17 protein-coding genes are annotated in these 13495 nt (G+C 35.1%); 14 read left to right on the top strand and 3 right to left on the bottom strand.

Going from position 1 to position 13495, the window contains the following annotated elements:
• Position 1 precedes the first annotated feature (1 nt).
• From BCI01S_RS20040 to BCI01S_RS26255, 8 genes are all read left to right on the top strand, one after another.
• Positions 2–706, top strand: a complete 705-nt coding sequence (locus tag BCI01S_RS20040; protein WP_047941199.1) for a phage tail domain-containing protein — start codon at positions 2–4, stop codon at positions 704–706.
• Positions 706–5343 (top strand): phage tail spike protein, encoded by a 4638-nt coding sequence (locus BCI01S_RS20035; protein WP_061800855.1) that lies wholly within the window; start codon positions 706–708, stop codon positions 5341–5343. The genes BCI01S_RS20040 and BCI01S_RS20035 overlap by 1 nt, the downstream gene beginning before the upstream one ends.
• 62 nt (positions 5344–5405) lie before the next feature.
• On the top strand, positions 5406–5834 hold the full coding sequence (locus BCI01S_RS20030) for a DUF1617 family protein (RefSeq protein ID WP_061800854.1): 429 nt from the start codon (positions 5406–5408) through the stop codon (positions 5832–5834).
• Positions 5834–6061, top strand: coding sequence for a hypothetical protein (locus tag BCI01S_RS20025; protein WP_061800853.1), 228 nt, complete (start codon positions 5834–5836; stop codon positions 6059–6061). Before BCI01S_RS20030 ends, BCI01S_RS20025 begins: the two co-directional genes overlap by 1 nt.
• A gap of 33 nt (positions 6062–6094) precedes the next feature.
• Positions 6095–6499: a phage holin family protein gene (locus BCI01S_RS20020; protein ID WP_061800852.1), complete on the top strand. Its 405-nt coding sequence runs from the start codon at positions 6095–6097 to the stop codon at positions 6497–6499.
• A 128-nt stretch (positions 6500–6627) separates the two neighbouring features.
• On the top strand, positions 6628–7530 hold the full coding sequence (locus BCI01S_RS20015; RefSeq protein ID WP_061800851.1) for a peptidoglycan-binding protein: 903 nt from the start codon (positions 6628–6630) through the stop codon (positions 7528–7530).
• A gap of 132 nt (positions 7531–7662) precedes the next feature.
• The gene (locus BCI01S_RS20010) at positions 7663–7851 is read left to right on the top strand and encodes a hypothetical protein (RefSeq protein WP_061800850.1); all 189 of its coding nucleotides are present in this window, start codon (positions 7663–7665) and stop codon (positions 7849–7851) included.
• 105 nt (positions 7852–7956) lie between these two features.
• Positions 7957–8079, top strand: a complete 123-nt coding sequence (locus BCI01S_RS26255; RefSeq protein ID WP_268874875.1) for a hypothetical protein — start codon at positions 7957–7959, stop codon at positions 8077–8079.
• Here the strand turns inward: BCI01S_RS26255 and BCI01S_RS20005 are convergent.
• A complete protein-coding gene (locus BCI01S_RS20005) occupies positions 8067–8429 on the bottom strand; it encodes a YhjD family protein (protein ID WP_061800849.1) in 363 nt (120 codons plus the stop codon). The two genes, BCI01S_RS26255 and BCI01S_RS20005, sit on opposite strands and share 13 nt — an antisense overlap.
• 14 nt (positions 8430–8443) lie before the next feature.
• Positions 8444–8773, bottom strand: a complete 330-nt coding sequence (locus tag BCI01S_RS20000; protein WP_061800848.1) for a YolD-like family protein — start codon at positions 8771–8773, stop codon at positions 8444–8446.
• 111 nt (positions 8774–8884) lie between these two features.
• On the opposite strand from BCI01S_RS20000, the gene BCI01S_RS19995 reads away from it, so the two are divergent.
• Together BCI01S_RS19995 and BCI01S_RS19990 are read left to right on the top strand one after the other, a co-directional pair.
• Positions 8885–9103 (top strand): WYL domain-containing protein, encoded by a 219-nt coding sequence (locus BCI01S_RS19995; protein ID WP_061800847.1) that lies wholly within the window; start codon positions 8885–8887, stop codon positions 9101–9103.
• Between the two features lie 2 nt (positions 9104–9105).
• The gene (locus tag BCI01S_RS19990; protein WP_061800846.1) at positions 9106–9366 is read left to right on the top strand and encodes a YolD-like family protein; all 261 of its coding nucleotides are present in this window, start codon (positions 9106–9108) and stop codon (positions 9364–9366) included.
• Positions 9367–9424: 58 nt separating this feature from the next.
• Here BCI01S_RS19990 and BCI01S_RS19985 read toward each other — a convergent pair whose 3' ends face one another.
• Positions 9425–9796: a hypothetical protein gene (locus BCI01S_RS19985; RefSeq protein ID WP_061800845.1), complete on the bottom strand. Its 372-nt coding sequence runs from the start codon at positions 9794–9796 to the stop codon at positions 9425–9427.
• Between the two features lie 134 nt (positions 9797–9930).
• Between BCI01S_RS19985 and BCI01S_RS25405 the strand changes: the two genes are divergently transcribed.
• The 4 genes from BCI01S_RS25405 to BCI01S_RS19975 all read left to right on the top strand — a co-directional run bounded on the left by BCI01S_RS25405 (position 9931) and on the right by BCI01S_RS19975 (position 13403).
• Positions 9931–10080: a hypothetical protein gene (locus BCI01S_RS25405; RefSeq protein WP_156485469.1), complete on the top strand. Its 150-nt coding sequence runs from the start codon at positions 9931–9933 to the stop codon at positions 10078–10080.
• A 1146-nt stretch (positions 10081–11226) separates the two neighbouring features.
• A complete protein-coding gene (locus BCI01S_RS24950) occupies positions 11227–11370 on the top strand; it encodes a CPCC family cysteine-rich protein (protein ID WP_082810102.1) in 144 nt (47 codons plus the stop codon).
• A gap of 437 nt (positions 11371–11807) precedes the next feature.
• Positions 11808–12818 (top strand): tRNA dihydrouridine synthase, encoded by a 1011-nt coding sequence (locus BCI01S_RS19980; protein WP_213087976.1) that lies wholly within the window; start codon positions 11808–11810, stop codon positions 12816–12818.
• 261 nt (positions 12819–13079) lie between these two features.
• Positions 13080–13403 (top strand): hypothetical protein, encoded by a 324-nt coding sequence (locus BCI01S_RS19975; RefSeq protein WP_047941810.1) that lies wholly within the window; start codon positions 13080–13082, stop codon positions 13401–13403.
• Positions 13404–13495 lie beyond the last annotated feature (92 nt).

Here is a 13495-nt window from a genome sequence, read left to right as displayed (position 1 = left end):
AATGAAATTAAATGCTTCTAAAGTGAAAATAAATAGTGTTTATACAGAGGAATATAATATCCATCCCAAAAACAGAATTGAAATTCCAACTCCTGAACAGGACATAGAGTATAAAGAAATCAAGGGTAGGAATGGATCACTTACAAGGAAATATGGATTTAAGGATATTCCTTTACCAGTTCATTTTACGATTCGTGAAGAATCATTTAAAAAGGCTTTTCGAAAAGCGAAAATGTATCTATTTAATGCTAAAAAACTTTCGTTTGATGATGACGATGAAGTTCATTATAAAGTGAAAAGTGTTCAAATCGAAACTGCAGAAAATCTGGTTGAAAGGTTCGGGGAATTTACTGTCATATTTACATTGGATCCTTTCCAATATGAGACTAACCCTATCCAAACAATTACGGGCCCAACTACTTTAAACAACCAAGGATATGAATCTGAACCATATATAAAGGCTCATGTAACGGGAACAGGAAAGGTATATATTGGGGAACAGGTAATTACAATCAAAGATGTAAATGGAACAATTGAAATAGATTCCACTATGATGAATGCTTATAGAAATGAAAATGGATTAATCACCAATCTAAACAATAAAATGATTGGTGATTTTCCTGTTTTAGTGAGTGGAAGTAATGTAATTAAATTTGATGGAGACATAACTAAGCTTGAAATTAACCCAAGATGGAGGTGGATCTAATGTTTCCGATACTTTATAAAGCTAATGAGACATCTTTCATCCACAATGGGTTAGGTGTCTTAAAAGATGCAATAAGCGTAAAAGCAATAGAAGAACTAAATGGGTTATTTGAATTAGAAATTGAATATGATCCAGAAGGCTTTCTTATCGATGAAATAGATTATGAGATGATTGTTAAAGCAAAAGTTAATGATAAACAAGAAGAACAATTATTCCGTATTTATTCCTTTGATAAGAGCTTTCAAAACGATAATATTTTGATACATTGTCAGCATATTACATATGATGCAGCTGGCAACTTTGTAGAAGAATTAGAGTTAAATAATGTCACGACTGATGTAGCAATGCAAACACTTCAATCCAAACTTGCTTATCCTTCGAAGATCACCTTTTCTAGTCCTAATACAACGACTAGATCCAGTACTAAATTATATCGTACTAATCCACTGCAAATGGTTGCTGGGATGGATGGATCTATTTTAGATAATTGGGGCGGAGAAATCGAACGTGATAATTTCCGCCTTGTAATGCACGCTAGACGCGGAAAAGATGATGGGGTACTTATAGCATATAAAAAGAATTTAACAGGCTTAGAAGCGAAATTTGATATGTCTAACGTAGTAACAAGGATATTTCCTTTTGCGATAAAGGACGATGTGCTTATTACTATCCCAAACAAGTATATTGACAGTCCAAATATCAACGCTTATGAACATATCAAAATTGAACCCGTTGACTTTTCCGGGGATGAAAATATAACGGATTCCACAAGCTTATATAATGCTTCGAAAAACTATTTCAACACTGGCGGGAAGGATTTACCGACGGTTTCCATGGACGTTGAATTTGAGCCATTATGGGATACAGAAGAGTATAAAAATTTAGCGGTATTAGAATTAGTTGGGATGGGCGATACTGTCACAGTCCGTCATACTAAGATGGGGATTGATGTAACCGCGAAAGTAAATCGCATTGAATATGATGTTATTGCACAGAAAAATAGCGCAGTAGGCATCGGAAGTGTACAGGCTGGTTTAACAGATAAAGTGAATAAATCAACCAATATGGAAAATGCGGTAAAACAAGCTCTCAATGTAGCAAATCAAGCAATTGTTTCTGCTAATGGAAAAAACAATACTTATTTTGGCCCTAATGAACCTGTCGGGTCTTTCTTAGAGGGTGATTTATGGTTCAAGTTAGTTGATGATGATTTCACTCAAACCTATCGATTCGATGGGATTCAATGGCAACTAATTGTGGACATGGATGTTAATGCGGCAAAACAAGAAGCTGCAGAAGCAAGTCAACGAGCGGAAGATGCTTTTAACAGAGCTAACGAAGCAACCGAAAATGCACAAAAAGCTATTGAAGATGCCCAAACTTCATTTGATAAAGCACAGGATGCATTAGATACGGCAAGTGCTGTCAATAGTATTGCAGTTGATGCGGTAAATGTGGCTAATACGGCAAAACAAAATGCTCAAAATGCTTTAAATAAAGCTACTTCTTTAGAGACAGAAGTGGGATCAATAAGTGATGATTTAGCAGAAGCAGGCGGCAAAATAACCACCATTGAACAAAATGTGGATACGATTAATAATTCTTTAACTACAACAATTAGAACGCTATCTAATTTAGATGGAGTTGTATCGGAACAACAAACGGTTATTACAGCACTAGATGAAAAAATAGAGTTAAGAGCAACTAAAACAAGTGTAGACACACTCACGGGGCGAGTATCCGACACAGAGAGCAATATCAAGTCTATGGCTGGACAAATATCGCTCATGGCTAAAGCCGAGGACGTTTATACAAAGGCACAAGTTGATTCTTCTTTGAAAGGAAAAGTTGATACATCTACTTATACAAGTAAGATGTCTCAAATTGATTTATCGATAAATGGTATAACTAATCGTGTTTCTTCTACAGAATCAAATATTAACACTATTAATAGCAATATAGCTAGTCTTGATATTAAAGCAGATGGAATTATTTCTTCTGTTTCACAAGTTCAAACCAATCTCGATAACCTTGAAATTGGTGGTAGAAACTTAGTTACTAATACGTCAAAAGATTTTAAGTCCGTAACTTTTTCTAGTTGGGATTATATATTTAAAGATAAAGTTATGGATTGGGAAAAGGGGATGCTTTTAACAGGTAGGATTTATTTAAAACCTACAAGCCAAGAAGCATCGATAATGATTCATGTCCGCTATGAAGATAATACTTATAGTCAATATAGAGGAAATATAATAAAAGCAGGAGAAGAGGGATATTCTACAGTAACGATTACTGTTCCTAATAAAGATATTAAAATAATAGAATATGGTATTAGACATAGCTCTTCTTCTACACCTAGTGATACTGTCCGATATAAAGAAGCAAAAGTAGAGAAAGGAAATAAAGCTACCGACTGGACACCAGCACCAGAAGACATGGTAACAATCGCTCAATTCAGTACAATCGAACAAACAGTGAACGGAATCACAACAAGGGTTGGTACTTCAGAAGGAAATATAAGCTCTTTACAACAAACTGCTAGTAGTTTTGCTACTAGAATTTCAAATGCTGAAGGAAATATTTCTTCCATTTCACAAACACTAAGCGGCGTTCAAACTACGGTTTCAAATAAAGCTGATAAATCAACCGTTACCCAATTAGCTACTGTTGTAGATACAAAGATTAGCACAACGGACGCTAATAATAAATTTGCTACACAAAGTCAGTTAACTCAAACTAGTAACAGTTTAACAAGTAAAATTTCTAGTGTTCAAACCAATTTAGATAATCTTGAAATTGGTGGAAGAAATTTAGTTCAAAATGGTAATTTTCAATCTAGTCACGGATGGAGAACTTTTCAGAATGTAGTAAAGATAGACGTAGTGAATGATTCGACATTCGGAAAGGTATTAGAAGCTACAATAGATAGTTCATCATCCAGCAGACAACCAGCTGTTGCGCACAATCCAGTAAGTGTAAATGAAGGTGAAATTTATACTTATTCTGTTTGGATAAAAAGAACCACAGCAGGAAATGGAATTGTTGGTATGCTACTTAAATTTAGAAATAGTAGCGGAGGGGAAAGCAATCCTATCGGGGGAGTAACTACTGATTTACAACAAGGTAAATGGTATCGTCTAGTGCAGACATTTACAGTTCCTGTCGGAATGGTATCTGTTTATGGAACACCTCGAATCACTACATCTACGGTATCTACAAAGTTCCAAATAGCTAATGTAAAGCTAGAAAAAGGTAATAAAGCAACCGATTTTACTCCTGCACCAGAGGATATGGCAACCGCATCACAATTTAGTCAACTATCAGATGCTATCAATCTAAGAGTTACAAAAGATGACTTAATGACTCAAATTAACTTAAACCCGCAAGGTATCCTAATACAAGGGAAGAACCTTATTTTAGATGGAAATACAACCGTAAATGGTTCGTTTAGAGTCGCTAGTGGTAATATCACTAGCTTAGATGCGGGGAAAGTAACTACAGGCACATTGGATGCTGCCAAAGTAAGTGTTGTAAATCTTAATGCTTCCAATATCAAAACAGGAACATTAAGCGGTGTTAGGATTATTTCAACAGCAAGCGGAGATACAACAGAGATTACAGGGGGAAATATTTCTTCTACGGGTACAATCACTCGAATATTTGGCGCTTCTAGTATAGCGACATATGTTTCTACTTTTGATTCTTACAACGGTGTGGTTCGTGTAGGTATAACTAGCAAAAAATCAAATGGCGTTGAAAGGGTAGATTCTGCGGGTGGTAGAGCAACGATGTTAACTGACAAAGGAATCACAACACAGCGCGCGGTTCACTCGGGAACAACCGATAAAAACGGCGCTAGATTCATAGATTTCTTTGCTGACGAAACGTTAACTTCGGGTGTGCAAGGTCTTGGAATGCATATTTTTTCTGGGCAGAGTTTAAGAATTGAAGCTACTCAAGGAATCACGTTAACAAGAGCTTCAAGTAGCGATAATGTGTTGTTTGTGGATGGAGATATGCGGGCAAGGCAAGCATTTGTTAATACCATTCAGTACAACAACGATTTTAGCGGAACGAACATTTATGTTAAACCGAGCGCAGGCGGAGAATTGAGATTAACAGCAGCAAATACGACAGAAAGTTATGTTGATTTAAGAGCAAGGCAATTGTTTGCAAATACTTTACAAAGAAATAGTGGAGCAAGTGGTATTAATATTTATATTAAGCCTGCTTCTGGAGGAGAAGTAAGAGCAACCCTAGAAAATACAACAGATAGCTATGTGCCTGTACGTGCATCGTCATTTCCCACTGCTTCCCTTGCCGAGTACAAACAGGATATTAGACCGCACACCGATAGTGCCCTAGCTATTATTAATAGTGCTACTATCTATGATTATCGATTACGCTCAGAAGTTGCACAAGGTAAGGACAGAGTTCGAACCGGACTTGTTATCGGACCAGGATATAACACCCCCTCCTGTGTTGTGGACGGAGACGGAGTTGAGCAATATCAAATGAACAGTTTATCATGGTTAGGTATTCAGGAATTGTTCGGATTGTATAAAGCATTAGAAGTAGAAAACTTTGCCTTAAAGCGAAGAGTAGCAGAGTTAGAAAAGGTTGTTTATGCAGCATAAAAAATTAGAAGAAAAGCTGATCAATTTAATATGGTCAGCTTTTTAAATTGGAGGAAAAACACATGAAAATAGCAATTGAAAACGGAAAACTTGTGGGATGTATTTCAGTTCTAGAGAAATTACAGATTAAGGGTCTTAAATCAATACACCGCACACGACTAGCAAACATTCTAATCGAAAATCTAAAACGCGTGTCCAAAGAAGAAGAACAACTAAAGAAAGACCACAGTAAAAAAGATGAGAAGGGAGAAGCAATTGTAATCGATGGAAAATACGATGTTGAAGATATGGATGCCTTAAAAGAAGATATGGACAAGTTTTTGAAAGAAACAGTAGTAATCGAAGGGGGTGATTCGCCAGTATTCCTAAAATCTGTTAAACAATCGTTAGAAGAGTCAGAGGTTGAGTGGGTAGGAAAAGAATCGTATGATTATGCTTATTTATACGAAGCTTTTGAGACCAGTGAAAAACTAAAGGAGGAAAATGAATAATGATTACAATTGAAGTAACGAGCGTGAATATTGCGTATTCAAAAGGGGTAGTCAGTGGGGTTAATGTTAACTTTTTTGCAACACATGAGCATCAAACAATAAATTTAAACGGGTATATCCCACTTACATTTGAAGAATACACTCCAATCGCAAATGACATAGAAGGTTTAAAAGATAAGGTAAAAGAAAAAGTGATGGATGCTATTGTAGGAACAGAAGCCGAATAGGCTTTTTTATTTTGCTTTGAAAGGGAGAGAAATATGGAAAAACAACATTGGTTAAGTTTTGTGATTGGGGTTATTGGAGGTATTTGGTCAGTAATGGTTGGCAGCTTTGGTCTAGCGGTATCAGTACTGTTAGTAGTAATGCTTGCTGATTATGTGACCGGAATATTTTGTGCGTTTGTTAATAAAGAATTAAATAGCGCAAAGGGGACAAGAGGCTTTATAAAAAAGTTGATTGTCCTTATTTTAATTGGTCTATTATATCTTATTGAAATATCTTTGAACGGAACTGCAGCAGGTGGAGAAGGAGCAGCATGGGCATACATTGCAATTGAATTTATTAGCATTACTGAAAATGCTGGAAAGATTGGCGTTCCATTAGGACCGTTGGGCAATATCATTGCAGTGCTAAAAGAAAAAGTAAATGGAAGGAAAGAGTAGCTTAACGGCTGCTCTTTTTAAATGGGAGTGATAAGGGTGTTTAAGAAAATTAAATGGTTCTTTAGCAAAGTAGACAAAGAAGAAATTGAAATCTTATTAAACGAAAAATATTAAGGAGTGTGGAATGAATGAGCTTGAAAACTTTACAAGATAAAGCTATTAAACGTATGGGTTCTGGAATGAAAGCAATTGTTGTAACAAAAGTATTAGAGATCATTAAAGAAGCGTATGATGAAGGAATTTACGTTCTAATTACAGATGGTTACCGATCAAACGCTGAACAAGATGCGTTATATGCCCAAGGCAGAACTAAGCCGGGCCCGATTGTTACAAATGCAAAAGGTGGACAATCTAACCACAATAAAGGTATTGCGGTAGACTTTTGTTTAACAAATAAAGAAGGTACAGCAGCATACTGGACAGTTAATAAAGATTGGAAACGTGTTGCAGCTATCGCAAAATCCAAAGGGTTCGAATGGGGTGGAGACTGGACTAGCTTTAAAGATAATCCACATCTAGAGTACACTGGAAAAATAACGGTGGTACCAGAAGAAACCAAAGTTGGTTCAGAGATTGTTACTACTCCATCTGTATTAGAAAAAGGAGATAAAGGAACTGCCGTTAAAAAGTTGCAACAAAAACTAATTGATAAAGGTTTTAAACTAACGAAATACGGAGCAGACGGACATTATGGAGATGAGACAGTTAATGCAGTCAAAGCTTTTCAGAAAGCTGTAAAAATAGCAGTAGATGGAGTATATGGTCCTGTCACAGCTAATAAGTTAGACGAGTATAAGAAGCCATCCACACTGAATAAAGCGAATAGTGAAGCTATAGTACCTTATCCAGGGCATATAATCAAGGTTGGAAGTAAAGGAAAAGACGTTGAACGTATCCAACGTGCAGTAGGGGTAATAGCCGATGGAATCTTTGGTAATGCTACTAAAAAAGCTGTACAAGCATATCAAAAACGCCATGGATTAGAAGCAGACGGCATTGTCGGTAAATACACTTGGAATAAGATGTTTTAATAGAGAGTATAATATAATCGTTCACATTAAATGAACACCTCGAAAATCCCTGCTCTTTGGAGTGGGGCATTTTTGTTTTTGGAAGGGATTTTTCAATATTTATAGAATATAATATTAGAGGGGGGATTTGTAATGAGTGAAAAAAGAAAGAGACAAGTATTTATTGTAAGCTTAATAGTAATAGTGGCATTAGCAAATTTATTGTACAACATATTTTCTAACGCTGTTACAGCAATAATCTCTATGGTTGTTTCATTAATAGCAATAATTATCATAGTTCAAGATATGCGAGGGAAATTCAAGATATCAACCAAAAACTAAAGTTCCACTCACTCTGAGTAGGAGCTTTTTTATTTTGTATTTTTTGTGAACTAAAAGGAATTTACTTCCACAATAAAGAAACCTCCTATAGAAAGGAGGGATAAAATGACCGACTTTGAAATATTGCTGCAGCTGAAAGAACAATATGAATCTACGCAAGACACCTCAGATTTAAAACTTCTAATCGAAACCTTTTTAAATAACTTTCCTGCTGATCAATCCAAATGACGATGTAAAAAATAATAATTAAGTAGCTTTTCTGTGTTATTCCGTAAGTTGTCATTAAAGTATCTGTGCACCTCATGGTACCCGTTAAAATAGAAATTATACTCGGTAAAATACCCATCGTTCTCTCCCTTTGTTAGTTTCCACTTATTCTTATACATCTTAGTTTTATTTTCACGCATGTCCTTTTGAACTTTTTTCATTGTGTGTTCAATTAAGTTTAGGTAGACTTGATTGAGTTTAAACGGTGCAGTCTCAGCTACCTTAAAGTCACGATCAAGCACGGTTAACAGCATCGGTAAATATATAGCATTCTCAAAAATGTCTCTTTCTTCATCATTAAGTCTACTCATAAATTTTGCTCCGTTTATTCTTTTTCTACATCAACTAATTTTCTAAATGATACGTAATGTATATAATCTTTTTCATCCTGAATACGTAGCTGGTTGTTTAAATAATCTATGTAAACAGTGCGGCCAATCAAAGTATCTATATAACCCTTGTTAAAAAGGCTAAATTTAAGCAGCTGATTATATTCCATACCTTCATGTATTAGTATATCTATATCATTTAATTTGTCTTCGTTCAGCACAGGCTGCTCAATCTTATTTTGGCTCTCAATAACTTTTTTTACTCCTGCTACATGTTCTGGCAGCATCATTGCAACCCACTTTTTAGTACCCCGGTCTTTTAACATATCCCCATCTCCTTTTCGATAGGATAATTATATAAGAACAATTGTTCGATTTCAATATTGTTTTCGAACGGATGTTCGTATATAATATATCCAAAAAGGGAGGTCTAACTGATGATAGGTTTACTTAAAAGAGCTGCAGAAAGTAAAGAGGTTTTAGAAATGATTTATCAAAACAATAAAGGGGAATTCAGCCAACGTAGGATTCAGGTTATTAAAATGAATGAAGAGTCCTTTAGTGCTTATTGCTTTACTCGTAAGCAGCAACGCACTTTTAAGATAAGCAACATTCTATCAGTTGGACCAGTTCGGAAAATAAGGAGAGGTGCATAATTATGACGTTAACAAAACCTAAGAAGGTTAAAAAGCCATCAAGACCAAGCCGTGACGAATTTGAACTAGAGGAGATTGCTAATACTTTAATCGAAGCGTTAGAGGATAAAAGTGAACTTAGATTAACCGTATGGAAGAGAGAAGATCCAGTCCGGGGGAAAGTAGTAAAGATGGACGGAAACACAAAACTCATACATATAGAAAGATTCACCGAAACAATTAAAGTTCCATTTATGGATATTTTGCAATTGAAGAGAGTATGAATAAAAGCCCTTCTCAAATGAGTTGGGCTATTATTTTATTTGGCGATAAAGAAGATATTCAAATTTCTCCTTCTTTGATTACTTTCTTGATTACAGATTTTTGGTTTTCATAATTTTCCTTATCGCTAGAAAGTGTTGTTAAGTGATCGTACATGTCTATTAAATTATTCGTTAATATATAAAGTCTCGTTTCTTCCTCTGTTAGATCGCCATCTGTTTTATAATGAGCTCCATATTTTGTTGAGTATGATTCAAATATTTTTTCTTCACGCTCATTTAGTGATCTTTCTTCTTTAATATTCTCGTCGAATATTTCAAGTATCTGCTCTGTATCAGTTGCCATTTCTTCGCTAATATTTTCATGTACACTATTACCACAACCAGATAAAATCAGTATTCCTAATAACACTGGCCATATAATTTGTTTCAAAGTTATTCCCCCTACTTTTGTTTATCTAATGATATCTTATAGTTTGCGATTATAAGATACTATTATTTCGACAAAAGTAGACAAAATGTTACATTTATTTTTTGAATATATGTGTCTATTGTCATCTTTGAACAGTGAATGCATTTGAAATTGGAAAGTTAATTAATCAAGCTGAATCAAGGGATGATTATGCTTATCTTAATTCGGCCGCTGATTATGTGGAGGATGACTTTGCAAAGCAAATGATTAAGGAACAGTTATATAAGAAAAAGATGGGGTGGTGAATAAAATTAAGGGAAGTCTGTCCACGACTTTTTTTATCAGTCCCAATTAAGCCCCAATGAGCCCCAAATAAATATTTTAAAATATTGTATTTTACAAAGCAGAAAATAAATAAAAAACCCTAGAAGCGTTGATATAACGCTATTTCTAGGGTTTGTACGAATGCTAAATAATTAGCAATTCTATTATGGAGATTAAAACTCAACAAATAGCATTTTATTTAGAATGTTTTGGATCCTGATGAAAGTAGAAATAGGGGTGGGGGTTACATGATAGTATCATCATAGATTAGATTTTCACTCTCCTTCTATCAGTTGGGAGAGTGAGGACAGAAGAATCCCTAATGAGATTTTTTTTTCCCGCACCTAATACAGCTATTTGAGTAATAACTAAATTTATGATTTCGTCTAAGGAAACAGATTATAGATTTAAACTTCAAGGAAACCACCTCAATCAGACTTTTTATTAAGTTTAAAATTAAGTCTTTATAAAGTAAATCAATAATGGGGAAATTGTTAAAAACAGGGAAAAAGAAGTGGTGGAAAATCAGGTATTAATACCTTAATTAATTGTGGTAATAGGTATATTTTAGTGGATTTTTCATCAAGAATGCCGTTAAGAATCATGAGATTTATTTTTACGGTACTTAGTGATGTCATACGCTGCTCTAAGGGAAAATCCGAGTATGGCGACCACCTTAAGCCAAGTACCTAGAGTTGTGGAGTGCAAAAGGGAAAGCATACTAGATTGGTAATTAAGTTAGTTAATTCAGCTTCACAGACATCCTCATCCTTTGGATTATTTACCAGTAACACGGTTGATGGTAGAAAGTTTCATTGGAAGAAAATAAGATGCCTCTGACGGGATTCGAACCCGCACTCCTTTCGTAAGCATAGGCTAGGGGGAACACGCTTCCCTACGGACTTTCACCGGCTAGGAATTTCACCTGCCTCAGCTTTTTTGCTTTTCGGTGCTTCTGAAACCCTTGCCTTGCGACCCGGTACCAACAATGTTTTCCGGCGCTCTTCCCTTCTATAGCTACAGAGGCGTATTGATATATTTTATGATATAAAGAAAGCGAATAGAAGAAAATGTTTTGATTATCAAGAATAAAACTTATCCACCGTAGATTATTATGGGAGTAAGAAATGGATATATTGATAAACAAAAGAAAAAGAATAGTTGCTTGTCCTTGTTGTGAGTATAAAATGTTAGGTGAACGTAATGATTGGGAAATATGTGTTGTTTGTAAATGGGAGGATGATTGTTTACAAGCGGATGAACCAGATTAGCTGGAGGGGCCAATCAAGAATCTTAAGAAAGGGGTAAAAGAATTTCTTGGAAATGGATGTATGCTTCAAAAAATTACTGCATTGGAAAAACCCTTCTTATTTTAAATATGAAAAGGATGTAAATTTTAGACCTTTATAAGAAAAATGATTTTGTCTATCTGATTAGTTTAAAGGGGAATACTAATCAGATTAAGAAAATATTTTTAGTCTTTTTCCAGTACTGAGGGGACTTATAACAGGCAAGAGATATACTGATTTGACAGAGGAATTAAAGCCTTTTAATATAGAAGACGGTATAATTTTAAAAGATTTACTAATAAATGATAAATTTTCGATTTAAGTGATCGGATGATATAACTTGTTGAAACGAAAGGATCAAGTAGGAAGGGATATTTTTCGTTTTAATTATGAGACGAGAAGTTTAATCTTGGATCTATATGAAAGGAACTGAGTTTTATATGATAGATAATTTTTGGCGTGAATTACCACGGCCATTTTTTGTATTAGCCCCGATGGAAGATGTGACGGATGTTGTTTTTCGTCATGTAGTCAGTGAGGCGGCTAGACCTGATGTGTTTTTTACGGAGTTCACTAACACGGAGAGTTATTGTCATCCCGAGGGAACACAGAGTGTACGTGGACGTTTGACTTTTACAGAAGATGAACAGCCAATGGTTGCACATATTTGGGGAGACAAGCCTGAATATTTTCGACAAATGAGTATAGGCATGGCCAAGCTTGGTTTCAAGGGAATCGATATCAATATGGGCTGTCCTGTTCCTAATGTCGCAGCAAAAGGGAAGGGAAGCGGACTTATCCTCCGTCCAGAGGTTGCTGCGGAAATTGTGCAAGCAGCAAAAGCAGGCGGGCTGCCTGTTAGTGTTAAGACAAGACTTGGTTATACGGAGATAGAGGAATGGCAGGACTGGTTAACACATATCTTGGAACAAGATATCGCGAATCTTTCGATACATCTGCGTACAAGAAAAGAAATGAGTCAAGTGGATGCACATTGGGAATTGATTCCAGAAATCAAAAAACTTCGTGATCGTGTGGCACCAAATACACTCTTAACGATTAACGGTGATATTCCTGATCGTCAAACTGGGTTGGAGCTGGCTGAGAAATATGGAGTGGATGGTGTTATGATAGGGCGCGGTATTTTTAAAAATCCATTTGCCTTTGAAAAAGAACCGAAAGAGCATAGCAGTAAAGAACTGCTTGATCTATTACGATTACATCTGGATCTTCATGACAAATATTCACAGGAATTAGAAACACGATCTTTTAAAGCCCTTCACCGTTTTTTCAAGATTTATGTGAAAGGATTTAGAGGGGCAAGTGAATTGAGAAATCAATTGATGAGTACGCAATCGTCTGATGATGTCCGTGCTATGCTTGATGATTTCGAATCGAAGAATGCTGATGAGACAGGGATAGTAGGCTAATATAACTTAAACAATATATATTTTAAATAGTGAATTGGTTGGCATAAATCGGTAATAACCGAACTCTTGCCAGCCAATTTTTTGCATTTCTAGCACGAGAGTGGGTTTTCATTATGTAAAAATAGGTTAATTTTCAAAAAAATTGAAAATGAATATTTAATGTGATAATTTTGAATAGTATACATATATTTATTTTCCAGCTGTTTATGATAACTCAAGTCTTTAAGAGAGTTGAATAGATAAAAAATAGGGGGGAATTGTATGAAAAAGCTAATAGTTATCATCATAACCATATTAATAGAGGCAACACTTATTTATGTTGTGTCCAAGTTAATAGGATGGAGGTTTTCAGATTTAGTGTTAGTAGGGAGTGTACTTATCTTTGGTGTGTACTGGTTATTTGGTCTAAATATAAATCAAACAAATAATCTATTAAACGCAGGCAATAAAGGATGGACGGGAATGGAAACAGGAAGTGTTAAGATATTCACCTTAAAAGTGAATTCTGTGATTCTAGGACAGATTATTTTCATTATTCTATCCCTTATTTTAACAGTAGCTATTTATTTTCCTTATTTTTTCTAAGCGTATTATTTTGCAACAAATTTAGTGAATTTTATTAATAATTTCTTGCGATTTTATAGGAAGCAAATATTTTATAAATTAGTATGAATTTC

The organism is Niallia circulans NBRC 13626 (assembly GCF_001591585.1).
GTDB classification, from domain to species: Bacteria; Bacillota; Bacilli; order Bacillales; family Cytobacillaceae; genus Niallia; species Niallia circulans.
The sequence above is the reverse complement of the archived record's forward strand: the minus strand, read 5'-3'. Positions and strand labels throughout refer to the sequence as shown.